This window comes from Prevotella fusca JCM 17724 (assembly GCF_001262015.1).
In the GTDB taxonomy this organism is placed as follows: domain Bacteria; phylum Bacteroidota; class Bacteroidia; order Bacteroidales; family Bacteroidaceae; genus Prevotella; species Prevotella fusca.
Map to the genome: position 1 here is coordinate 639884 of NZ_CP012075.1, position 25362 is coordinate 665245.

General features: G+C 43.4%; 17 protein-coding genes and 2 pseudogenes. 10 read left to right on the plus strand and 9 right to left on the minus strand.

Translation table 11 applies throughout. The annotated features are described in order from the left end of the window. Nucleotides 1-98 precede the first annotated feature (98 nt). Both ADJ77_RS09895 and htpG read left to right on the plus strand, forming a co-directional pair. A pseudogene (locus ADJ77_RS09895) lies at nt 99-1762 on the plus strand (IS1182 family transposase). A gap of 193 nt (nt 1763-1955) precedes the next feature. After that, a complete protein-coding gene (htpG, locus tag ADJ77_RS09900) occupies nt 1956-4010 on the plus strand; it encodes a molecular chaperone HtpG (protein WP_025079076.1) in 2055 nt (684 codons plus the stop codon). A 298-nt stretch (nt 4011-4308) separates the two neighbouring features. On the opposite strand, the gene rho is transcribed toward htpG, so the two are convergent. Together rho and ADJ77_RS09910 are read right to left on the minus strand one after the other, a co-directional pair. Next, complete coding sequence (gene rho, locus ADJ77_RS09905; protein ID WP_025079075.1) at nt 4309-6267, minus strand: transcription termination factor Rho; 1959 nt, start codon at nt 6265-6267, stop codon at nt 4309-4311. A 411-nt stretch (nt 6268-6678) separates the two neighbouring features. Continuing rightward, a complete protein-coding gene (locus ADJ77_RS09910) occupies nt 6679-8196 on the minus strand; it encodes a DUF4301 family protein (protein ID WP_025079074.1) in 1518 nt (505 codons plus the stop codon). Nucleotides 8197-8338: 142 nt separating this feature from the next. On the opposite strand from ADJ77_RS09910, the gene ADJ77_RS09915 reads away from it, so the two are divergent. Next, nucleotides 8339-10549 carry a RelA/SpoT family protein gene (locus tag ADJ77_RS09915; protein WP_050696363.1) on the plus strand — a complete coding sequence of 737 codons (2211 nt, stop codon included), beginning with the start codon at nt 8339-8341 and terminating at the stop codon, nt 10547-10549. A 386-nt stretch (nt 10550-10935) separates the two neighbouring features. Here ADJ77_RS09915 and ADJ77_RS09920 read toward each other — a convergent pair whose 3' ends face one another. Both ADJ77_RS09920 and ADJ77_RS09925 read right to left on the minus strand, forming a co-directional pair. Further along, on the minus strand, nt 10936-12099 hold the full coding sequence (locus tag ADJ77_RS09920; RefSeq protein ID WP_025079073.1) for a penicillin-binding transpeptidase domain-containing protein: 1164 nt from the start codon (nt 12097-12099) through the stop codon (nt 10936-10938). A 250-nt stretch (nt 12100-12349) separates the two neighbouring features. Further along, entirely contained in the window at nt 12350-13060 is a 711-nt protein-coding gene (locus tag ADJ77_RS09925) for a glycoside hydrolase family 25 protein (RefSeq protein WP_025079072.1), read from the minus strand. Nucleotides 13061-13227: 167 nt separating this feature from the next. Between ADJ77_RS09925 and ADJ77_RS09930 the strand changes: the two genes are divergently transcribed. The 6 genes from ADJ77_RS09930 to ADJ77_RS09955 all read left to right on the plus strand — a co-directional run bounded on the left by ADJ77_RS09930 (nt 13228) and on the right by ADJ77_RS09955 (nt 20913). Beyond that, nucleotides 13228-14172, plus strand: a complete 945-nt coding sequence (locus ADJ77_RS09930; protein WP_025079071.1) for a serine O-acetyltransferase — start codon at nt 13228-13230, stop codon at nt 14170-14172. A 139-nt stretch (nt 14173-14311) separates the two neighbouring features. After that, nucleotides 14312-15859: a THUMP domain-containing class I SAM-dependent RNA methyltransferase gene (locus tag ADJ77_RS09935; RefSeq protein ID WP_025079070.1), complete on the plus strand. Its 1548-nt coding sequence runs from the start codon at nt 14312-14314 to the stop codon at nt 15857-15859. Continuing rightward, nucleotides 15849-18077, plus strand: a complete 2229-nt coding sequence (locus tag ADJ77_RS09940) for a S9 family peptidase (RefSeq protein ID WP_025079069.1) — start codon at nt 15849-15851, stop codon at nt 18075-18077. Before ADJ77_RS09935 ends, ADJ77_RS09940 begins: the two co-directional genes overlap by 11 nt. A 109-nt stretch (nt 18078-18186) precedes the next feature. Then, nucleotides 18187-19455, plus strand: coding sequence for a phosphoribosylamine--glycine ligase (purD, locus tag ADJ77_RS09945; RefSeq protein ID WP_050696364.1), 1269 nt, complete (start codon nt 18187-18189; stop codon nt 19453-19455). A gap of 88 nt (nt 19456-19543) precedes the next feature. Next, nucleotides 19544-20488, plus strand: coding sequence for a hypothetical protein (locus tag ADJ77_RS09950; RefSeq protein ID WP_025079068.1), 945 nt, complete (start codon nt 19544-19546; stop codon nt 20486-20488). Then, entirely contained in the window at nt 20461-20913 is a 453-nt protein-coding gene (locus ADJ77_RS09955; RefSeq protein WP_025079067.1) for a YqaA family protein, read from the plus strand. The genes ADJ77_RS09950 and ADJ77_RS09955 overlap by 28 nt, the downstream gene beginning before the upstream one ends. Nucleotides 20914-20937: 24 nt before the next feature. Here ADJ77_RS09955 and ADJ77_RS14235 read toward each other — a convergent pair whose 3' ends face one another. The 5 genes from ADJ77_RS14235 to ADJ77_RS09980 form a co-directional block, all read right to left on the minus strand. Further along, nucleotides 20938-21633: a transposase gene (locus ADJ77_RS14235; RefSeq protein ID WP_244148589.1), complete on the minus strand. Its 696-nt coding sequence runs from the start codon at nt 21631-21633 to the stop codon at nt 20938-20940. Continuing rightward, nucleotides 21627-21914, minus strand: a complete 288-nt coding sequence (locus ADJ77_RS14240; protein WP_025079065.1) for a hypothetical protein — start codon at nt 21912-21914, stop codon at nt 21627-21629. Before ADJ77_RS14240 ends, ADJ77_RS14235 begins: the two co-directional genes overlap by 7 nt. Then, nucleotides 21889-22128 (minus strand): hypothetical protein, encoded by a 240-nt coding sequence (locus ADJ77_RS14245; protein ID WP_234398172.1) that lies wholly within the window; start codon nt 22126-22128, stop codon nt 21889-21891. Before ADJ77_RS14245 ends, ADJ77_RS14240 begins: the two co-directional genes overlap by 26 nt. A gap of 491 nt (nt 22129-22619) precedes the next feature. Continuing rightward, the gene (locus ADJ77_RS09975) at nt 22620-23168 is read right to left on the minus strand and encodes a hypothetical protein (RefSeq protein WP_025079063.1); all 549 of its coding nucleotides are present in this window, start codon (nt 23166-23168) and stop codon (nt 22620-22622) included. A 58-nt stretch (nt 23169-23226) separates the two neighbouring features. Further along, nucleotides 23227-23694, minus strand: a complete 468-nt coding sequence (locus ADJ77_RS09980) for a DUF3997 domain-containing protein (RefSeq protein ID WP_042741078.1) — start codon at nt 23692-23694, stop codon at nt 23227-23229. 169 nt (nt 23695-23863) lie between these two features. Between ADJ77_RS09980 and ADJ77_RS09985 the strand changes: the two are divergent. Beyond that, a pseudogene (locus ADJ77_RS09985) lies at nt 23864-24284 on the plus strand (IS1380 family transposase); the annotation flags it as partial. Nucleotides 24285-25362: the final 1078 nt, after the last annotated feature.

Sequence of the window (25362 nt, forward strand, 5' to 3'; positions counted from 1 at the left end):
CATCCTCTTTTTTATGTACAAAGCCCCGACTTTCTCAAGCCAGGGCTTTGCTATTTCCTAAAGTTTTTGTACCTTTAGGCATACAAAAAAATCTCATTATGGCAAAGGTACACTTTCGTTCTTACATACACAATAAAATGATTCTTTTTCCTCAAAGAATTGATAAGGATATTGCAGAAGATGTCCCTGTTCGTCTTCTGAATGCCTTGGTGGATAACCTTATGTTGGATAATGTTTACAAGCTCTACAAGCCCAGTGGACGTAATCCATATCATCCGCAAATGATGCTTAAGGTAGTTCTTTATGCCTATATGAACAACATCTATTCCTGCCGTCGCATGGAGTCGCTTCTCAAGCGAGATGTCCATTTCATCTATCTGGCAGGATATGAACAGCCCGACTTCGCTACCATCAACCGTTTTCGCAATCGTGTGAAAAAGGAAATCAACAATATCTTCACACAGGTCGTATTGATACTTGCAGCCAAAGGTCTGATAAGTCTTGACGTTGAATATATTGATGGCACAAAGATAGAATCGAAAGCCAACAAGTATACTTTCGTTTGGAGAAAAACCGTAGAGAGAAGAACCGTGCCAGGTTGCAGGAACAAATACGCACACTCCTGCTTCAGGTTGACGATGTCATAGCGCAGGACAATGCAGCAAAGAAAGAAGGTGTCGGGTTCACCGCAGACCTGCTCAGTGAGATATCCGAGGAGTTGAACAAGTCTTTGGAATCAGTCCCTGAGCCTGAGACAAAAGAAGAAAAGCAGGCTATAAGAGCCAAGAAGAAACAGCTTAAGGAGCTTGAGAAGAAACGTAACAAACTCCAGGAGTACGACCAGCACCTTGAGATTATGGGCGAGAGGAGTTCTTACAGCAAGACTGACTCTGATGCCACGTTTATGCATATGAAGGAGGATGCTGTGCGGAACGGACAAACCAAGCCGGGATATAATCTGCAGATAGCAACGGAGAACCAGTTCATCACCGACTTTGCACTCTATGCCAATCGTACCGATACACTCACACTACCTTCATTCCTGGAGTCTTTCAACTCATGTTACAATCATTATGCCAAGACAGTCGTAGCCGATTCGGGGTATGGTTCCGAGGAGAACTATCTGTTCATGGACACACATAATATTGAAGCTTACGTAAAATACAACTACTTCCACAAAGAGCAGCGTCCACGTTATACACCTAATCCCTTCAGTCCTGCAGGTCTTTATTATGACAAGGAACAGGATTTCCACGTCTGTCCGATGGGACAGCACATGAGGCGTATTGGTATGAAGCGTTCCATCAACTCCAATGGATTCGTTACTTACAGCGTACGTTATCAGGCAGAACGCTGAGAGGGCTGTCCGCTGAGAGGCTTATGCTTCAAGGCAAGAGGAAACAGGACCATAGAAGTAAACCACCAGCTACAGCAATATGAACAAAAGGCACGGGAACTACTGACCTCCAAGGAAGGCATCAGGCATCGAGGACAAAGGTGCATGGAACCAGAAGCTGTTTTTGGACAAACAGAATATAACAAAGCCTACAAGCGGTTTGGACATTTTGGGAAAGACAAGGTCAATATGGACTTTGCCTTCTTTGCCATTGCGTTTAACATAGGAAAAATGTGCAGGAAAACCAATCTCAGGGAACTAAAAGCCCCTATGGAGGTACTTTTAGTCAACTTTAGATGCCATATAGGAGTTCGCATAGGCTATTTGAAGCCCAACAAACAAATTTATTTGAAATTAGCAGCATAGCTGCAGTAAATAACGAATTATGCGACAGACGAAGTAAAGGGGGATAAAAAAGAAGGTGTATCAATTTTGACACACCCTCGTGTTTTTTATCACTTTGAGTGAATAATTCAGTGGAGTAGTAGCAGCTTTTTATCATGGCACGGAGTTTGTTACATACAACGAAGAAAATAGAAAACAATTAAATTATATTGCTATGCAAAAAGGAAATATCGGGGTTACAACAGAGAATATCTTCCCCGTAATCAAAAAGTTCTTGTATTCAGATCATGAGATTTTCTTGCGCGAGATGGTTTCAAATGCTGTCGATGCTACGCAGAAACTAAAGACACTCGCAGCAACTGGTGACTTCAAGGGAGAACAAGGTGATTTGAGTGTTCGCATCAGTCTGGATGAGGCAGCAGGAACATTAACTATCAGCGACCGTGGTATCGGTATGACTGCTGAAGAGATTGAAAAGTATATCAATCAGATTGCTTTCTCTGGTGTCAATGACTTCCTTGAGAAGTATCAGGATAAAGCAGAGGCTATCATCGGTCATTTCGGACTTGGTTTCTATTCTTCCTTCATGGTTGCAAAGAAGGTTGAAATCATCACAAAGAGCTATAAAGAAGGCAGCAAGGCTGTAAAATGGAGCTGTGACGGTAGCCCAGAGTACACACTTGAAGATGTTGAAAAGGAAAATCGTGGTAGTGACATTGTACTATACATTGACGATGATTGCAAGGAATTCCTGCAGAAATCAAAGATTGAAGAACTGCTGAGCAAGTATTGTAAGTTCATGGCAGTTCCTGTTGTCTTTGGTAAGAAGACAGAGTGGAAAGATGGAAAGACCGTTGATACAGAGGAAGATAATGTTATCAATAGCGTTGAGCCATTGTGGGTAAAGGCTCCATCTGGACTGAAAGATGAAGACTACAAGAGCTTCTATCGCACACTCTTCCCTATGAATGACGAGCCATTGTTCTGGATTCACTTGAACGTTGACTACCCATTCAATCTCACGGGTATTCTCTATTTCCCACGTGTTAAGAACAACATTGAACTTCAACGTAACAAGATTCAACTCTATTGCAATCAGGTTTTCGTAACTGATCAGGTTGAGGGGATTGTACCAGAGTTTCTCACACTGCTTCATGGTGTAATCGACTCACCAGACATTCCTCTGAACGTGAGCCGCAGTTATCTGCAGAGTGATGCCAATGTAAAGAAGATTGCAACTTATATAACCAAGAAGGTTGCTGACCGTCTGCAAAGTATTTTCAAGGAGAACCGCAAAGAATATGAGGAAAAATGGGATGACCTGAAGCTCTTTATCAACTATGGAATGCTCTCCGAGTCTGATTTCTACGACCGTGCCAAGGACTTTGCTCTTGTCAAGGATACGGAGGGAAAGTTCTTTACCTTCGAGGAATATAAGACACTTGTAAAGGACAACCAGACTGACAAGGAGAATTTCCTCGTAAATCTTTACACAACCAATAAAGAAGAACAATACAGCTATATTGAAGCTGCAAAACAGAAAGGTTACAGTGTTATTGATGCGAGTGGACAGCTGGATGTGCCATTACTTTCAATGCTTGAGCAGAAGCTGGAAAAGACACGTTACGTTCGTGTTGACTCAGACATAGTTGACCGTATCATTCAAAAGGAGGATGCGCCGAAGAATAATCTGTCAGCAGAAGAGACTGACAATTTGTCAGAGACATTCCGTTCACAGATTGCTACTATCGAGAAGGCTGACTTTACGGTTGATGTGCAGTCGCTCGGTGAGGCTTTCCAGCCAGTTCTTGTAACGCAGAACGAGTATATGCGTCGTATGAAGGAGATGAGCCAGTTCCAACAGGGCATGGGCTTCTACGCTCAGCTGCCTGATTCTTATAATCTTGTCTTGAATGCTGACCACCCATTGTTGAAGAAGGTGCTCGGAGACATTACTGCAAATACAGCTGAAGACCTGAAACCTGTAGTAAGTGAACTGAAGGGGCTGGAAGCTCGTCTGGCTGCTTTGCATCAGTCACAGGACAAGAAAAAGACCGAGGAATTGACACAGGAGGAAAAGGATGATATGCAGAATACACAGAAGGCTGTATCCGAACTACAAGATAAGAAGAAAGCCATTGTTACTGCATACGCTAAGAGTAATGATATAGTTCATCAGCTCATTGACCTTGCACTGCTGCAGAATGGTATGCTTCAGGGTGCTGCACTTGATAAGTTCCTAAAGCGTTCAGTCAACCTGATTAAGTAGAAGAGGATGACTGCTGGGTAAGTTTACCAGTTAATTGAATAATATGTAGAGAGCCGTTGGTTTGTTGAGGAGCTACAGACTTGCGGCTCTTTCCTTTTATGTTTATCTGTAACAGATAATGTTGGATGCTTTCAGTAAAAAAAGGGATCAGTCCTAAAAAAGTCCATTAAGAAGCATGAGCAAATAAAAAGTGTACCATAAGTAGAAACGATGTTGTTCCATACTTATGGTACACTTTATACTTATCTATTCTTGAACATTATGACTTCCAGTATCAGAAAATCATCTTCAAATATCATTAGTCATTCATTGATAACAGGAACTCATCGTTGTTCTCAGTCCGTCTCATGCGGTCATGAATCGAATTCATTGCCTCAATAGAATTCATGTCAGCAATATACTTGCGGAGAATCCACATGCGGTCAAGTGTTGTACGATCCTGCAACAGGTCATCACGACGCGTACTTGAAGCAACCAGATTGACAGCTGGGAAGATACGCTTATTGCTTAAGCTGCGGTCAAGCTGCAATTCCATATTACCCGTACCCTTGAACTCCTCAAAGATAACCTCATCCATCTTGGAACCTGTATCAATCAATGCAGTAGCAATGATAGTCAGAGAGCCACCACCCTCAATATTACGGGCTGCACCGAAGAAACGTTTTGGCTTCTGCAACGCATTGGCATCAACACCACCTGTCAGCACTTTGCTGGAAGCTGGTGCAACCGTGTTGTAAGCACGTGCCAGACGTGTTATGGAATCAAGGAAAATAACAACATCGTGACCACACTCAACCATACGCTTTGCCTTCTCTAATACGATACCGGCAATCTTCACGTGACGTTCTGCAGGTTCATCAAATGTTGACGCAATAACTTCCGCATTTACTGTACGTGCCATATCCGTAACCTCCTCCGGACGTTCATCAATCAGAAGCATCATCAGATAAGCCTCCGGATGATTGGCTGCAATAGCATTAGCAATGTCCTTCATCAAGATAGTCTTACCCGTCTTTGGCTGTGCAACTATCAACGCACGCTGTCCCTTGCCGATTGGGGAGAAGAGGTCTACTATACGTGTTGAAAGATTGGTTGTGCGAGAATCACCACAAAGTGTAAACTTTTCTTCCGGGAAGAGCGGCGTAAGATGTTCAAATGGAATACGGTCACGCACCTCCGAAGGCATACGACCATTGATTTTATCAATACTTGTAAGTGGGAAATACTTCTCTCCTTCATGTGGAGGACGCACATGACATTCTACGACATCACCCGTCTTCAAGCCATACTGCTTGATCTGATTGTTTGCAATATATACATCATCAGGTGACGACAAATAATTATAATCGCTTGAGCGGAGGAAACCATAACCGTCAGGCATCACCTCAAGAACTCCGTTTGCCTTGATAAAATCAGAGAAATCATAGCCTACATTATTAGCTACAGGTATATTCTCATACATCGGGGTTGCTGGCATCTGAGCAGGAGTCGTCGGCTGGTCAAACATATCATAATTGGGAACAACTCCCTGATCCTCTATCGGAAGGTCAACTATTGGAATGAAATCAGTACCGTCCCCAGGGTCGCCAGCCCATATACCATCTGGCACAACAGGAGAACCAGCAGTCTCCATGTTCATATTATGTGCATTCACCTTTTCCTGCAAACGAGCCAACAGTTCTTCCTTGTCTTCTGTTTCATCCTGTGACTGTTCACCAGAGAACTGGTCTTCGGGGATAAAATCTTCGGAAACAGAAGGAGTTGTGACCTCCGTCGTTTCTTCTTTCTTAGCTTCTTCTTCCATCTTTGCCTGCTCAGCTTTTGCCTTTATTGCAGCTTCAGCAGCTGCAATAGCTTCAAGTTCAGCCTTAGACTTACGACCGCGATGCTTGGGAATAGATGCCAAGATTTCTTCTGGAGATATTTCTTCTACCTTTTCTTCCTTGGTTTCTGGCAAATCCTTGAACAGTGTTGGCTGGGTGATATTCCCCGCACCTTTATTCTTCTGTACATCAAAGTTCTCGCCTTCCTCACCGTGTACTGAGTAAACCCTGTCTGTATCCTTTCGTGCTATCCTGGTACGCTTACGCTTTGATTCTAAGGGATGAGCGGTGCCAACCTCTTCTGCCTGACGGTCAAGGATAGCATAGACGAGCTTGTCCTTGTCATCCCCAGGTGTATAAACGGCACCAGTGCTCTGAGCGATTTCTTCAAGCTCAGAAACTTCTTTCTCTAATAATTCTTCTTTGCTTAACATATATAATATGTATAGGAAATTACATTTGATAGTGTTGATGTTTCATAAAGCTGAAACATCCTTAATGTGTCTTTTGTGGCGCAAAGGTATAATATTTATTTGAATCGTACAAGAATTCTCTTGTCTTTTTTTGATATTATCCTATTGAAAAAGAGGATTTGTAGAGGTTTTCTTAGGTACAGCTGATTTAACTACTATCAGCACACCTTTCCTAAAATATTATCAGTGATTGATAAAAATGTTACCAATCATTGGTAATGATGTTCCCACCCGCTGGTATCGGATTACCAACGATTGGGAACATTGTTGTCTGACAAAACTTAAATTGCATACTCTACCATGCAGAATCTCTTTTAAATACAAACAGCTATAATAACTTATGAACTTGATTAGATTCTGTTCATATTACGATTATTGGTGCTGCTCACGCAAGAGATCGTTGACAGTCTTTACAGGATTGAAAGTTCCGAGTGGAACTTCAACAAAGACAGTATTCCAATCACTCATAGCACCATTCCAAAGTCCGGGAAGCTCCAAAGCCTTAAGGTCGCGACCATTCTTTGACTTAGAACTGATAAAGCCCGTAGACTTATCTACATATTCAGTCAAGTCAAAAGCATTACCCTTATAATCCTTGATGGCACAGACAAGGTCAACAGGATTGAAATGTGTTCCTTCGGTAAACATCTTCATTGAAGCCGCATCATTCTTGTCAATCTGCGAACTCTCAAGAATCTGTAGGCTTACAGTGCCGTCTTGATTGTAAGCCAGGAACGGACCGCCACCGGGTTCACCTACATTCTTCACCATACCACACACACGCATCGGACGGTTCAGCTTCTTATAAAGGTAATCCGCCAGTGCAGCATCATCAAGAGAAGATACATTATGACTCTCGCAGGAAAGTTCATTTTGAAGGAATCCAACCATCTCTTCCATTTCTGCACGCATGCAAGCACCGTGTTCCAATTGGCGAAGATAAGCAAAAGCACGCTCCTGCAATTCAACGAGCTTGCCTGCAATAATCATCTTCCAAATGACGGTTTCATCCTTCAAGCGGTCTGGCACAACATTATCAATGTTCTTGATAAACACTACATCTGCATCCAAGTCATTCAAATTCTCAATCAATGCACCGTGACCACCAGGACGGAACAGCAATGATTCATCTTCATTGCGGAAAGGAGTATTGTCAAGATTTACGGCAATTGTGTCCGTACTCGGCTTCTGTTCAGAGAATGATATGTCAAAGCCAACGCCAAACTTCGCCTCGTATCCAGCCTGCTTGTCTGCCACTTTCTGCTTGAAGAATTCCAAATGTTCATGTGATACCGTAAAATGTACATGTGCCTGCTTATTGCTTTCTGCATAGCGTGCAGCTTCAACAAGATGCTCCTCCATTGGTGTACGCATTCCGTCAGCATAAGAATGGAACAGAAGCAGCCCCTTAGGAAGCTGTCCGTAATTCAGTCCTTCTTTATTCAATAAGGTCGCAACAACAGCCTTGTATCGTCCATCAGCAATCAATTCATCCGCAGTCTTACCCTCCAACTGCTGGCATTTCCCTGACAGTTCCTCAAAAAATGCAAACCGATGAATATTTGAGAAGAACTCCTTTTCAAAATCGCTTACGGGTACTTCACTGCTTCCATTGAGGAAAGCAAAAAGGTCCTTGAACATACGACTGGCAGCACCTGATGCCGGAACAAACTTGACAACCTTATGCCCATCAGCTTGATAACCCTGCCATGTGCGACAAGCTGCCTCACAAGCATTCTTGTCAAGTACCGTCACACCTTTGCTGGATGTTGCTGCACCTTCAAGTTTTAAGTACGGGAAACCTCTCTTGAAGTCTTCAAGCTGCTTGCCAATTTGTTCCTTACTTATTCCTTTCTCATGAATCTGTTTTAGGTCTTCTTTATTCAACATAATGGTAAGGTGTTAAAAGATTGTTTTGTAAATGCAAAAATAACGAATTAAACCGAAAGAAAGAAACTATTTGTTACTTTTATTTCCAGTAATATCGATTTTCTTTGTACCTTTGCCTTTGAACAATAAACGTAAAGTGCTTATGGAGGAGAAATTCATATATACGGATAATGAGAAAGAATTATCCGAACAGATACTCGGAGACCTGAGAGAAACTCTCGGACAGCCGTTTCTTGAGAACGATCTTCCCAAACTGCGCGAGCATCTGGGCAAGTCAATAGCAGACAATGCTATCCAGCGCAATGTCTTCGGCTTGAATCCCATTCTATGCTCCCTGCAGACAGCTGCCATCGCTGTTAAGGATATTGGCTTGAACCGCGACTCTGTCATAGCCATCCTCCTGCACCAGAGCGTCCAGGAAGGAAATCTCTCACTCGAAGAGATTGAGAAACGTTTTGGCGAAGGTGTCGCAAAGATTATCCACGGACTGATTCGTGTCCAGACACTTTACAAGAAAACTCCCGTCATCGAAAGCGAGAACTTCCGAAACCTCCTGCTGTCCTTTGCCGAGGATATGCGTGTCATTCTGATAATGATAGCCGACCGTGTCAACCTCATGCGTCAGATTCGTGATGTTGAGAACAAGGAAGCGCAGCGCAAGGTGTCTGAAGAAGCAAGCTACCTCTATGCTCCTTTGGCACATAAATTAGGCTTGTACCAGCTGAAGAGTGAGCTCGAGGATCTCTCCTTGAAGTATCTTGAACATGATGCATACTATCTCATCAAAGACAAACTGAATGCCACCAAGGCAACACGTGATGCCTATATTAGCAGTTTCATCACTCCTGTCAGCGAACACCTGAAAGCAGCAGGACTGAAATTCCATATCAAGGGCAGAACAAAGTCAATCCATTCCATCTGGCAGAAGATGAAGAAACAGAAGTGCGGCTTTGAAGGTATCTACGACCTCTTTGCCATTCGTGTTATTCTTGATTCGCCGGAAGACAAGGAAAAAATGCAGTGCTGGCAGGCCTACTCTATCGTAACTGATATGTATCAGCCTAATCCGAAACGACTGCGCGACTGGCTTTCAGTACCTAAGTCCAACGGGTATGAATGTCTGCACATTACTGTCCTTGGACCTGATAAGAAGTGGGTGGAGGTACAGATACGTACAGAACGTATGGACGAGATTGCCGAACATGGTCTTGCTGCCCACTGGCGTTATAAAGGCGTAAAGGCTGAGGGCGGAATGGACAGCTGGCTGGCTTCCATCCGTTCGGCACTTGAGGCTGGCAACAACCTTGAAGTGATGGACCAGTTCAAATCCGACCTTTATGAGAAGGAGATATATGTCTTCACACCAAAGGGCGACCTGCTGAAGTTCCCAAAGGGTGTGACGGTGCTGGATTTTGCCTATCACATTCACTCCAAGATTGGAAATCAATGTGTAGGTGGAAAAATCAATGGCAAGAATGTTTCCTTCCGCACAGAACTGCACAGTGGCGACTCTGTAGAGATTCTTACTTCAACGACCCAGAAGCCAAAGCGTGACTGGCTTAACATCTGCAAGTCGTCCCGTGCAAAGGCTAAGATACGTCTTGCACTGAAGGAAACCCAGATTAAGGACGGACTCTATGCTAAGGAACTTCTCGAAAGACGGTTTAAGAACAAGAAGATTGAGATTGAAGACTCAACTATGGGACATCTCATCCGCAAACTGGGCTTTAAAGAAGTATCAGAGTTCTACAAGCAGATAGCAGACGAGAAACTCGACCCAAACTACGTCATTGAGGAATATCAGAAGGTCTACAACCACGACCATAACCTCAACCAGCCCAAGGAAGCTGAGAGTGCAGAGAACTTCGAGTTTGAGAATCCGACGAGCGAGTACCTGAAGAAGAATGATGATGTACTTGTCATAGACCAGAACCTCAAAGGACTGGACTTCTCACTTGCCAAGTGCTGCCATCCTATCTATGGTGACCCTGTCTTCGGCTTCGTGACTGTCAGCGGTGGTATCAAGATTCATCGCAACGACTGTCCCAATGCTCCTGAGATGCGCAAGCGTTTCGGCTATCGTGTCGTAAAGGCACGCTGGAGTGGCAAGGGCTCTTCCCAGTATGCCATTACCCTGCGTGTCATCGGCAATGACGACATCGGTATTGTAAGCAACATTTCCAACATCATCTCCAAAGATGAGAAGATTGTCATGCGTTCCATCAACATTGATTCGCACGATGGTCTTTTCTCTGGCAATCTTGTCGTTCTCCTTGATGACAATTCCAAGTTGAACATGCTCATCAAGAAGCTACGAACGGTAAAGGGGGTGAAGGAAGTAGTAAGAATATAAAATAATCTAATAAATCCAGCCCCCATTCTCTACCCTACTGATGCGGAGAGAATGGGGGCTTTTTAAAATTGTAATCCTATTTTTGCGTAGTTTGATGGCTTGAGAGTCCGTATAATCACCGTATGTTATTGTAAATTTTTATTACAAAACCAAGGTGATAAAATCCGAATTTAGGACTAAAAACAGCACTTTTTAGATGTGTTGTAACTTTCAGATTATCAACATGTTGTGAAAGTGTATTTCAAAAGGTGCTTAATTGGACTTCAAAAGGGCGTTAGTTAGACCTCAAAAGGGCATCTTTTAGAAGCCAATAGATGCTTAATTAAAGTGCTGTTAAGCATCTATTGAATTTCATGGGTATGAATTTTTATTACAATCTTTAGGTTTTACCTTCCCACTGTGTTTATCCGCTCTAAACGCTTTGCCATAGCCTGCGATTTAGGACTCAGCTTTCCTTTAAGGTACTTCTCCATTATCAGCCCCGCTATCGGAGCAGCTGCGTCGGCACCAAATCCACCGTGTTCAACATATACAGCTATGGCAATCTTCGGCTCGTTCATTGGCGCAAAGCCCATGAAAGCAGAGTGATCCCTACCAGCATTCTCAATTGTCCCGGTTTTTCCGCAAACTGGATAAGACGTACCTTTGAGTACGGTTGCCGTTCCCTTTGTGACAGCCAGGTGCATACCATCAATCACAGCTGCATAAACCCACGAAGGAACTTTCGTCTGACGGGGTGTAAGGAAACGTGAAGGCAATGGTGCCCAGTCCACGTTCTTATGGATATGTGGTGTAAAGAAGAAGCCACGGTTAGCTATTGATGCAGCTAAATTACAGAGTTGCAGAGGTGTAACGGTAATATCCCCTTGTCCCATACCTGCCCACATGATGGTCTTCGCATTCCATCCCGACTTGTAACGGCGTGCAAGATAGTTCACATTAGCTACCAATCCTCCTTTCTCGCCAGCCATATCAACACCCAATGGTCCGCCAAGTCCCATGCTGACAAGGTAATCACGCCACACGGTAACGGCATTTTCCTTTGAACCATACTTGTGTGTATTGCTTATCATTGACAGGTATGACTTCAGAAACCAAGTGTTACACGATACTGCCAGAGCCCCTGTCAGTGTTTCTGGAGAATAATGTGGATGACATTTCACCATAATGTTTCCATCACGGAAGCCCCTGTAACAGGCAATCTTTGTGTCAGCCTTGACAAGTCCTTCTGAAAGGAACGTCAGTGCCTGTGCAGGCTTGATCGTCGATCCGGGAGCATAGGCAGTTGAAATAGCGAGGGCATCATTGGGACCTTCGGGTGAATTGGTCACCATGCAGAGAACATCACCAGTGGCAGGATCAATCGCTACGATGCTTCCCTTCTTTCCCTGCATCAGTTCTGTTCCAAGCTGTTGTAACAGCGGGCGAAACGTGAGTGGAGGTTCTTGGTAAAATTCCTGTGCATAAATATTTCCTACAGTAAGTAACATGAGAGCCATCATGACTGTACGAAAAGACATAACTATCTTATTATTACTTGAATTATACATATCTGTTAAATTATAGTTTAAAGTTATCATCATTTTTTCTCATTATCCGGAAAGTATGAATATACAGCTCGTTCATTCGGCATTCTCTGCTTTACGAATGCACAAATTGAATGTCCCTGTACGCAGAGGATTCAATACGCTTTCCTCTTCTATTTTCAGTGGATACAAAAATACAAATAAATTATGCGTCTGACCGCATCCTTTCATTTGTTTATATTTAATTTACATCAACCCAAATAATTGTAAATAACTATAGAAGAATATCTGCAAGCGACGTCCCAGACATGAAGCGACTGAGGTCAACATATCCACGAATACCGCGCACTTTTCCACGGTCAGAGAATTGCCAGATGTTATGTCGCCCTACTCCTTTGATAGAAGGACGTACAGAACTATATCTTCCAAGGAAAAGAAAATATTTGTTGAATTGAGGATTAAGATGCGAATTATAGAAACTTACATGTGAATAAATAAGTGGTTTCCTCCCATACTTCTTCTGTATCAGCTTAGCAAACAGTGCAACGCTGTCTTGTACCTGTTTTCGTGTCCAGCCTCTTACACCTTCACGTTCCACGTCAATCATCGGAATCAGGTCCTGTCTATGTCCCCGCATCACTTTCTGGAAATGACGGAACTGTGCCCTTATGGATGTGTAAGAAGAAAGGTAGTGATAGGAACCACAACGCAGTCCATGCCGACGTGCCCCTTTGATGTTCTGCTCGTAACATCTGTCTTTTATCGAAGTACCTTGTGTTGCCTTTATATACACAAATCGTATGTTCTTGTCTTTTGCCACTTCCTTCCAGTCAATCTGTCCCTGATGATGCGAAACATCAATGCCTTCATAATGGCGTTTGTGTTTTTTCGAAGGCATGCTGGAAGCTGTATATGCACTTGAAAGTACACAGACTGAAAACAATAGGATAAAGGTAAGGAGGCGGGGGAGTATATTTAACTTCATTATTTATAATTGAAACTTGTACTATCAGATTCTTGGCGAACCAGAATTATCCTGTCAACGACTCTTGAGAGTCGCTGCAAAATTACCACATTTTTCCTGAACAAACACATAAAAATCCGAGAATAATCATTATCTTTGCAACGTAATTACATCTCAATACAGTGTCAATGAGTAGACAGGACATTATTCATCAGCTTATCCAGACAGTTGATGAGCTTTCCGAACCAGAAGCGTTGCAAGGAATCTTCCATGAACACCGTGATGGAGACCCATTGCCATCAGCTAAGGAGCTGGAGGAGATTATTGAGCTTTCACGTTCTATACTCTTTCCCGGCTTTTACGGAAAATCGTCTGTCAATATCGAAACCATCAAATACCAAATAGGGGTAAACATGGAGCGGCTACATAAGCTGCTCAGCAGGCAGATTATGGCAGGACTATGTTTTGATGAGGACTGCCACTGTCCGAATGCTGATGATATGCGTCGATGTATGCAGGAGGAAGCAGATATGATTGCAGGACGTGTCATTACAAAGTTCCCAACTATACGCAAGACACTTTCAACTGACATACAGGCAGCCTTTGACGGTGACCCTGCAGCGGTCAACCAGGGAGAGGTTATATCATGCTATCCTGCAGTAAAGGCAATCATCAACTATCGCCTGGCGCATGAACTGGTCCTGGAGAATGTACCACTCATCCCACGCATGATTACAGAAATGGCACATTCAGAGACTGGAATCGACATCCATCCTGCAGCAACAATCGGTACACATTTCACCATTGACCATGGTACGGGTGTCGTAATTGGTGCAACATGTATCATAGGCAATCATGTAAAACTTTATCAAGGTGTGACATTAGGAGCCAAGAGTTTCCCGCTTGACAAGGACGAAAAGCCTATCAAGGGCATTCCACGCCATCCTATATTGAAGGACAATGTCATTGTTTATGCCAACGCCACCGTTCTCGGACGCGTGACAATCGGAAAAGGCTGCGTCATTGGAGCCAACGTATGGGTCACACGGGACATGCGTCCTTGCTCGAAGAAGTACAAACAGAATAAAACGGATATTCTTGATATTGACTTTGAGGACGGTAGTGGAATATAAATCCCTGCCCTATCCTTACCCGAAGAAAGGTAAGCGAACGGTATAGCCAGCTGTCCCGGTCACATCTCATCAAAGATTATCATGCTCTGTCACAGCATATTATCATTTATCATCGCATATAAAATTATCTATCACATAAATGCAAGAATTTGAACTCATCGCCAAAACCTTCATGGGTTTGGAGCAAGTATTAGCAAAAGAACTGACACAGTTAGGTGCCAACAACGTACAGATAGGACGCCGCATGGTATCATTCACCGGCGACAAGGAAATGATGTATCGTGCTAATTTCCAGTTACACACAGCTATTCGTATCCTTAAACCTATTGCACACTTCAAGGCGAAGAGTGCTGAGGATATGTATAATGAGGTGATGAAGATTGACTGGAGTAAGTATATCCTTGCAGGAAAGACCTTCTCTGTTGATTCAGTTGTATATTCCGAAGAGTTCACAAACTCACGTTTCGTTACTTATAAGGTGAAGGATGCTATTGTTGACCAGTTCCGTGAACGTACTGGTACTCGTCCGAACATCTCTGTCAGCAACCCAGATATCCGTCTGAATATCCATGTAGCAGAGGACAATGCAACGCTTTCGCTGGATTCAAGTGGTGAGTCTCTGCATCGCCGTGGCTATCGCCAGGAAAGCGTTGAGGCTCCACTGAATGAAGTTCTGGCTGCAGGAATGATTCTCATGACTGGCTGGAAAGGGGAGACTGACTTCATTGACCCAATGTGTGGTTCCGGCACATTGCCTGTTGAGGCTGCACTCATTGCACGCAATATATCTCCTGGAGTATTCCGCAAGGAGTTCGCCTTCGAGAAATGGCCTGACTTTGACCAGGAACTCTTTGATATGATATACAATGACGATTCACAGGAACGTGAGTTCACACATCATATCTATGGATATGATACTGACATGAAAGCGGTGAATACAGCTCGTATGAATGTGGCTGCAGCCGGCTTGTCAAGGGATGTAACCATTGAACAGCAGGATTTCAAAGACTTCACGCAGCCAAAGGAGAAGAGCATTATTGTAATGAATCCTCCATACGGAGAGCGTATCTCTACGCCTAACCTGCTTGGAACTTATAAGATGATTGGTGAACGACTGAAGCATCAATTCATGGGTAACGAGGCATGGATATTGTCTTATCGTGAGGAATGTTTCCGTCAGATTGGACTGAAACCAAGCATCAAAATTCCTGTTTATAATGGTTCGTTGGAATGTGAGTTCCGCCGCTATCAGATGTTTGACGGCAAGATGAGTAACTTCCGTCATGATGGTGGTGTCGTAAAGACCGAGGAAGAGAAGCGTGAAATGGCACAAAAGCACCGTTTCAAGAAAGAACGTGAGTTCAAGAAACGTCTTGATGAGAATGAAGAAAATGCTGAAGCAGACATCCGTTCGTTCACTTTCCACAGCTTGGAACGAAACAAGTTCAGCGGTGGAAAGTTCCGTGATGACTACGAGCGTCGACCTCGTTTCGACCGTAATGTAGAAGACCGTAAACGTTCTTTCAGAAGAGGAGACGATGACCGCAAGCGTTCATTCAAGCGTGACGACGATCGTAAACGCTCGTTCAGCCGTGATGATGAGCGTAAGTTTGGTGGTAAACGATTTGATAAATCTAACAAGCGCGGAGGATTCCGTGGTAAAAACACGTATAAACATGAAGATTAAATCATTTATTGGTCTCGTGGGGCTTTGTGCTCTCACGGGACTTTTCAGTCCTACTGAAAGTATGGCACAAAAGCAGTTTACACTGGAGGATTTGAACTTTGGTGGTACTAATTTCTACAACATGCGCCCTGAAACACGTTATCTTACGTGGTGGGGAGGCAAGTTGGTACGTCAGGATCTGAACAGCTGTTCACTGGTTGACCCTGTAAACGGCAAGGAGACTCAGCTGTTTTCATTGGATGAACTCAACAACTGGGCTGGACTGACGAAACCCGAGGAAGTTGTCCGTCACCTCTATGCTGCTGAGTTTCCCTATGCAGACCGCCCTGTTGTGATAGTACAGAATGGCAATGAGGACTTATACATTGACTTCAAGGCACATAAGCTGGAGCAGCGTTTGAGCCGCCCATCTGGTTTACAGGCACGTGAGTGGAACAAGCAGTCTGGTGCTACAGCGTTTGTGACCGATAATCAACTATATGTTACAGATGCAAAGGGAGAGAAACACCAGCTGACAACAGACGGCTCAAGCGATATTGTTTACGGTAAGAGTGTCCACCGTGACGAGTTCGGCATTGATGGTGGACTCTACTGGAGTCCAAAGGGAAACCGTTTGGCATTCTATCGAATGGACCAAAGCATGGTCGCCGACTATCCTCTTATAAGTGTTCCTGAATTGGATTGGACACCGAAGAAAGGTGAATCACGTGCTGCCAAGGCTGCACCTACCAAGTATCCTATGGCAGGTGAAACATCTCACAAGGTAACAGTTGGCGTATATGACCTTACAACTGGCAAGACTATCTACCTTCAGGCAGGTGACCCAACCGACCGTTATTTCACTAACATCGCATGGAGCCCTGATGAGAAGGCCATCTACATGTTTGAAGTTAACCGTGACCAGAACGATTGCCGATTGGTATCTTATGATGCGGCAACAGGTGCTAAGCTGAAAGAACTCTATCGTGAGACGGATGCAAAGTATGTTGAACCATGCCATCCGATTCAGTTCTTACCATGGAACGACAAAGAGTTTATCCTACAAAGTCAGAAAGACGGTTATAACCATCTTTACCTCTTCAATACAGATGGTCGCCAGCTCAAGCAGATTACAAGTGGCAAATGGGTCATTATGGATGTTCTTGGCTTCAACAGCAAGCAGAAGAGTATTGTCTACGTATCCAACGAGTGTAATCCTATTCAGCGCAATGCTTGGCTTGTCAATGTGGCATCAGGAAAGAGAACATTGCTTGACAATGGTCGTGGCTATCACCATCCAAGGCTGAGCAAGGATGGTAATGCTGTTATGGATAGTTATAGCGAACCGTCAGTGCCTCGCAAATATGAAGTCATAACACTGAATGGCAAGCCAAAACGCCATGAATACTTCACATCAGCCAATCCTTGGAAAGACTATAAGGTTCCTGAATATACAAATGGAACTATAAAGGCTGCAGATGGAAAGACCGACCTGTACTGGCGTATGGTGAAACCTGTTGACTTCGACCCGAGCAAGAAGTATCCTACCGTTATCTATGTATATGGAGGTCCACATGCCCACAATGTAGAAGCATCATGGAACTGGGGCTCACGTGGCTGGGAAACCTATATGGCACAGAAAGGCTATCTGCTCTTTATCCTCGATAACCGAGGTAGCGAACATCGTGGCAAAGAGTTTGAGCAGGTGAGTTTCCGACGCCTCGGACAAGAGGAGATGAAAGACCAGATGGAAGGCGTTAAATACCTGAAGTCTCTCCCATACGTTGACCAGAACCGCATAGGTGTACACGGCTGGTCTTTCGGTGGATTCATGACCACCTCTCTGATTACCAACTATCCTGATGTGTTCAAGGTTGGTGTTGCAGGTGGTCCTGTGATTGATTGGAAATGGTATGAGGTAATGTATGGTGAGCGTTATATGGACACACCACAGACCAATCCAGAAGGATATGCACAGACTTCACTCCTCACGAAGGCAAAGGAACTCAAGGGTAAACTTCAGATTATCACTGGACTGAATGATCCAGTTGTTGTTCCTCAGCACTCTTACTCCTTCTTGAAGGCTTGTATTGCTGCTGGTACACAACCCGACTTCTTTGTTTATCCAGGTGAGCCTCACAACATGCGCGGACATCAGAGTGTACACCTGCATGAGCGCATCACGCAGTACTTTGAAGACTATCTGAAACCCATCACTTCTGCAAAAGAAGAACGTTAAGAAAGTTCTCCAAAGGTATTCTGTCATCGTATATAACAATTAATAAATACCCCACGTGCAGCAAGTCTGCACTCCCCTCCTTATCCGGGAGGGGGCTGGGGGACGCTTTATGAGAATATTACTTTTAGGTAGCGGCGGCCGAGAACACGCCTTGGCATGGAAGATTGCACAGAGTGCAAAGTGTAACAAGCTCTTCATCGCACCGGGTAACGCTGGTACGGGAGCAGTTGGTGAGAACGTTGCAATCGGAGTAAATGACTTTGACAAACTGAAGGAATTTGTTGTCGAAGAGAATATTGACATGGTTGTCGTTGGTCCGGAAGACCCATTGGTAAACGGCATATATGATGCCTTCAAGGAGGATACACGCACTGTGAGCATCCCCGTTATCGGTCCTTCAAAAGCCGGCGCAGTACTGGAAGGCTCCAAGGACTTTGCCAAGGCTTTCATGAAACGTCATAATATTCCGACTGCTGCCTACGAGACATTCGACGGTACAACCATTGAAGAAGGTATGCGCTTCCTCGAAACACTCAAGGCTCCTTATGTGCTGAAAGCCGATGGTCTGGCTGCTGGCAAAGGTGTTCTCATCCTTCCGACACTTGAGGAAGCAAAGAAGGAACTACGTGAAATGCTTGGCGGTATGTTCGGTAATGCTTCAGCCAAAGTTGTCATTGAGGAATTCCTTTCAGGCATCGAATGTTCAGTATTCGTACTTACAGACGGCACCCATTATCAGATACTACCCGAAGCAAAGGACTACAAGCGCATAGGCGAACATGATACTGGCTTGAATACAGGCGGCATGGGTAGCGTTACCCCTGTCCCGTTTGCCACAAAGGACTGGATGGCAAGGGTAGAAGAGCGCATCATCCGCCCTACTGTCGAGGGATTGAAAGCAGAGGGTATTGATTATAAAGGCTTTATCTTCTTTGGTCTGATCAATGTTAATGGCGAACCGATGGTTATAGAATACAACTGTCGTATGGGCGACCCAGAGACAGAGAGTGTCATGTTACGTTTGAAGAGCGACATCGTTGACCTTTTTGAAGGCGTTGCCGAGGAAAATCTTGACCAGCGACAAGTTGAATTTGATTCCCGTTCAGCAGTTTGTGTAATGCTTGTCAGTGGTGGATACCCAGAGGAATATGTAAAGGGTTATCCTATCACTGGGCTTGAGGATATTGAAGGTTCAATTGTATTCCATAGTGGAACTACACAGAAGGACGGACAGATTGTTACCGCTGGCGGGCGTGTCATCGCTGTGTCTTCTTATGGCAAGAACAAAGAAGAAGCACTCAAGAAGAGCTTTGCAGAAGCACAGAAGATTGAATTTAAGGATAAATATTTTAGAAGAGATATAGGACAGGACTTATAGTCTTTGCTCCACGAAGAAAAAGAGATAACTCTGACTTGCCTGTTACCCGGCAACGTCTATTATCCCCTAACTTCGCTTATCATCCATTATGCAACAGAAACGCATCCAAAATCGAATAGCAGAAAGCCGCTGGACACAAGCATACGTTGTTTCAGCGGCTGCTCTTGTATGGGTTACAGCCGGGTTGCACAACCTTGCCGTAATAGCACCAGGCATCTGTCTCTTGCTATCCACCTATCTTATGATGGAGCTGAATAATGCCAATGCTCTCATCCGTATCTACAGCCGAATGGTATCATGCTCGTTCCTGACTTTGACGACCATGGCAGTATTCATGTTCCCTTCCATCCAATCAGCCATCATCATGCTGGGTATTGTAGGTTTTTATACCTTCTCTTTCCGCTGTTATCAGGATACTCGTGCACCGGGCTGGACTTTCTATGCTTACTTCTGTATTGGCATGGCAAGTATCGTATGGGTACAAGTCCTGTTCTTTCTGCCCATCTTGTGGATAGTCATGCGTACCAATATTCTTACAATGAGTCTTCGGAACTTTGTAGCTTCTCTTCTCGGCATCATGCTTCCTTATTGGTTCTATGCGGGGTATCTGGCTGCAAAAGGAGATATAACCCTACTTGCTGACCACTTCATACAGCTTGCAGTGTTTACTGAACCTTTTCGATTTATATCACTGAATATAAGTCAGATAACAACCCTGTCATACGTATTGATTTGTGCTGTAATCGGTATAATCCACTTCTTGAATCAAAAGCGTAATGACAATATCCGCACACGATTATTCTATCAGATTTTCATCACCATAGATCTTGCAGCCATCGTCTTCCTCTTCCTTCAACCACAGCATTATGATGCTTTGTTGAGCATATTGATTGCCACGACTGCACCACTGATTGCACATTTCTTTGCACTGACACGTACACGGATAACCAACTGGATGTTCCTTATCCTGTTTTATGCAGCTATCATCATCACTCTTTTCAACTTATGGACGTTTTTACACACTTCCTTTTAGACTATGGCTATTGGGGGATGCTTCTATCAGCATTCCTTGCTGGCAGTGTCTTACCTTTCAGTAGCGAAGCAGTCATGATCGGTCTTCTTGCAGCAGGTCTCGACCCAGTTTTATTGCTCATCTACGGTAGTACAGGTAATGTTTTGGGCGGAATGTTGAACTACGGTCTTGGACGCCTTGGCAAGCTGGAATGGCTGGAACGGTACTTCCATGTGAAGCCAGAGTCTATTGACAAAGCATATCGTTTTATGGGCGGACGTGGAGCATGGATGGGTTTCTTTGCTTTTCTTCCTATTCTCGGCAGTGCCGTAACCATCGTTTTAGGACTTACACGTGCCAATATTCCTGTATCAGTTTTAAGTATAACAATAGGTAAGGTTCTGCGCTATGCTGTGCTGATATGGGGAGCTAATTTCTTCATGTAGTATTTTACAATACTCCGTTAATTTTTATGCTGCGTCAGCATCGAAACTAAACATCTCATTAATACTTTCTTTATTTAAAGGCGTGTTCGGGTTCTTCTCGAACACGTCAATAATTCGTTGCGCATAGTAGGCATTGACCATCTGCGCTTTAAGTCGACCGATGGACGTGCCAAGTTCCTTGCATATGATTTTGGCCACATTGAGTGCCGTGAATGAAGAGTTGAAGGCAAAGTCAAGTTTTCTCTTGTCGCGTGCCTGACAATCTGTAAGACCGAGGAACTGCTTTGCGTCGCGAAAGCAAAACTCCTCTTGGAAACGTGTGGTGTAGTACTCCACCACATCGCGTCCGCTCATGTTCTCATCCGTAGAGAAGTACAGACGGCGGACACCGTTGGGCAGCTCGTGGATGACAAGCGAAACGACCCTGCACAAGGACTTGCACCATGCCTTGAGCGCATAGGCCTTGCCGGAGGTCTCCTCCAGCCCAAGCATTTCGACTTTAGACATATCAATGTTCCTCACGTCAATCTTGTCACCTTTGACACGGGGACGGCCGGGCCTTCCCGTGGGCTCCCCGTCCCATGTGTAGAACAAGGCTGCGTCATGACGCAGGCGGCTCACAACATGGAATCCCATCTTCATCACCCTGTCGATGAAAGGTCTCTTGGAGAAGGCTGAGTCGGCGACAAGAACCTTGCAGATACGCTGCTGCCTTACCATGTCGTCCTGCAACACCTTGGCATACCAGTCTCATACAGGCTCATCTCTTTTTTCTCCTCACCTTTTTCCAATGTGGTCTGCACAGCCTTCAGCATCATACACTCATGCAGGTCCACGTCTATCACACCGATGCCGAGGATCTCAAGTCCGTGCTTTACCGCACCTGCACAGCCCGACCAGAACGTACCAACGTATGGGGTATGCTTCCCAGCCTTCTTGATGAAGCTCGGGGCTATGACGATGGCATTGCGACCCTTACCCCTCCTTGAAGGCGAAAGCACTCAGCCACATGTTCATTTCGAGCCAGTTCACGCTACGCTCTGCCGTCTGCCGATAGCATTGCTCGTCACGCTTTCCATAGCGTCCCATCTGCGTGAAATTGCATCTCCTTGGGATGACCATCAAAAGAAAAAGCATTTCCATGACGTTTGTCTGGATACTTTTGCTTAACTTTGCTCCATCTTCAGCACTAAATGCTGCTTTGCAGAGCCTCATATATCGGCTAATCAAGTTGGTTATCAGCATAAACTTTATTGTCTTTTTTATATCTATAAAGTTACTGAAATTCAATGAGATAGCCGATTTTATTATGTTATATTTTGTTATATTCTGTTGCCTAATTATCTCTTTTCAGAGACTTATCATGTTTTCTTTCTGCCACAATTCCTGTTGACTTAGGGACGAAAGATTCGTAAACCACAAAATTTTAACGGACTATTGTATAAAATATAGCACTAATAATCTTGTAAAAATCTATAGTATATTCCTATTTATTTTTTGATGTTCTTGCAGCACTGTGCCTAAATCGCTTCCAATCCTTCTTGCTAGCCCAAGCCCACCTTTTCTTTTTTATCGGGAACAAAGATGGAGAAGGAAGTGTCTTGGCTGGGATAAATTCAAATATCCTATTCCGAACACAAGTATCGTTTTCATTTCCAAAAATATAAGTTTCATCTAAAAGTAACAAATGATTACGGTCGATGATTTTATACCTCAATAAAAACATTTGTGTGCGTAGCATATAATATATACGTCGTTACACAGATGGTATCTTCATTTACTTTATAACATCCACTCCTCATAAGATAGATATTATTCAAAGGCTTACACTCCTTGTCTAATTCCATATCGACTTTTTTATAATATTCATTTGCCGAAAAATCTTTCCCCACAGCATTGAAAAGAATATTTCCGTAAGTCCCATCCTCATAGAGAATAAAGGGATTATAGCCTGCAAGTGTCAATATTCTACCATTATAAGTTACCAAATATTTTCCCTCGGATGCCGATATATTACTGTCAACAAGAGAATAATAACCTTTTATGTTTACTTTTGTACCAATCATAGTATTCGTGTTGGCCCGGAAACCATTATATACGAGAGATTTCTCATAACGATCAGGAAAGAAACTCAAACAACTTGTTAAAGTCACAGATACCATAATTGCAGTAAAAACAAATTTCCTCATAACATGAAAGTTATCTATCCAAGAATTGGGTAAGACCAATTCTTGGATAGAATTATTAGTTGCCATGGCTTTTACGAAAAGCTCTTCTACATATTCTTTTTAATACCATCAAAAAGTATTACCCTTATAGCCCCTTGTTTTTCCAAAGTTTCTTTTCATGGAAATGGCGCATTTTTGCCTTTACATGAAGTTCCTCACATTTCCTGTCAAATTCCGGCTTCCTCATAGGACCTATGACCTGATTTGTCTCTTTATTTATAATCCAATAGCAATGTTTCATTTCTTTCAGCTTTGCGAACTGGATAAACAAACTGTCTTTTTCTTCTGCTATTTGGTTAGAATTATACCATTCACTGCCATCGTAAATCTGATAGGCTATGATGAATTTATTGTCATAGCCATAATTCAAGACCTGTGGGCGGATAAGAAGATCATAGGAAAGGCTGTTTGCCGTTTCTTCTTTTATCTTAACTATTATTCTGTCCTCCAACCATGCATAATGATTGCCTAAGTCTATATAGAACACACCAAGACACGAAGTTAGGAGGCTACAGAAGAGCAGGACAACGATATTTAATATTCTTCTACACATTATTTGTTATGGTATAACCCGTTAAAAATTATTTTAACCTTAATTCCGCAGCATAATTTCTTGTGAGAAATCCAAGTGCCTGAGAAACAAAGTCCTCAAAACACTTGGATATGTCAGAATTATCACCTATCTTGGTGCAACAAACATAACAAGTAAGCAAAAATCTGACATGACAAAGGTAGCAATTAAAAACGAGAATATCACTCCTTTCGGAGGAATTTATCACATCATGGACGTTTTTTCAAAGTTGGGCTTTGAAAAACTTACCGAATCCGTGTTGGGTAGATACCGGATGCAGCGGCAAGGCATTCAGCCATGGAAGCTTCCTGGGCTCTCTCTTCTTCAGCTACCTTTGCGGTGGGGATTGCCTTGAGGACATCAATGCGCTTACAGGACAGTTCAGGCAGAGATCTGGTACGCTGTTACCCGGTGCCGACACCGTAGGACGCAGACTGAAGGAGCTTGCCGAAGAGAACATTGTCTATAAGAGCGAGACATCAGGAAAGTCCTACAGTTTCAACATTGCAGAGAAGCTGAACACCTTACTTTTACGGATGATACGGAGGATGGGGCTTATAAAGGGTTCTTCCATTAAATGCGTGGATGTTTTTCGTATAGCTTTAAAGGAAGAAGCGATGTTGTGCGTTAAACAAAAAGATAGCCAAGACAGTCTTGGCTACCTTTTTTATTATCATGCTCCGACATAGAAAACCTTTTCATATTAATTCTTTGATAATTCGCAGGGAACAGTTTGAAAAATCATGACATAATTTCGGGTAAAACACCTACAGATAAAGGCAAAAACACGCATAAAAAGCAAGTTTGCAACCAACAGTAAATCAGTTGGTTATAATATCGTGCAAGAAAAGGTGCTTAATTGGACTTCAAAAGGGCGTCAGTTAGACCTCAAAAGGGCATCTATTGCAAGCCAATTGGGCGTCTTTTAGAAGCCAAGAGACCATGTATTGGTTTTGAGTTGCATAAAAATAGTTTACAAACATTGGTTGATATGGGAATAAGTTGTTTGTAGAAGACGGGAAGACATGGTATCTGTTTGCCTTTTCTGCATTTTTATTTTGTGCTCTATCCCTTTTTGTGAGACCGTCCGATCTTGGATAAGTCATACCATACAAGCGTATAAGCCTTTGTTCTGTTTCCAATCTACGCATTTAACGGGAGAACCTTATAAAGGCAGGCAGCCATGTTGACCTGGACTTTGACCACCAGTTTGTTCCTGCCTACAAGTTCGATGCAAAGTATTCCTACAGGCAGGGGGATTTCATGCCTAAACAAGCCTCAAGCCCCCCAAAAGAGCCTCATATCAACATATAGAGCCAAAAAAGACATCTCAACATATAAAATCGCCTCACAAGGAAAAACGCTGCAGAAAAGAGGTTTATGATGAATTGTATCCTAACTAAGCACAAATTGAAGTCTAATAGATGATTAATTGAAGTCCAACTAAGGCTTAATTGAAGTCCAATTAAGCATCTATAATTTGCACAGCAACATAACTCACAGTTTATTAGGTTCTTACAAACATGCAAAAGAATAAATCACATTCATGTTTTTTTTATCAGGAATGTTCACTTTTATGTAAAGATATTTCAGACTTCTACTTATCCCAAATATCCTCAAGATACAATATAAAATTTCAGTTAAGGCAGC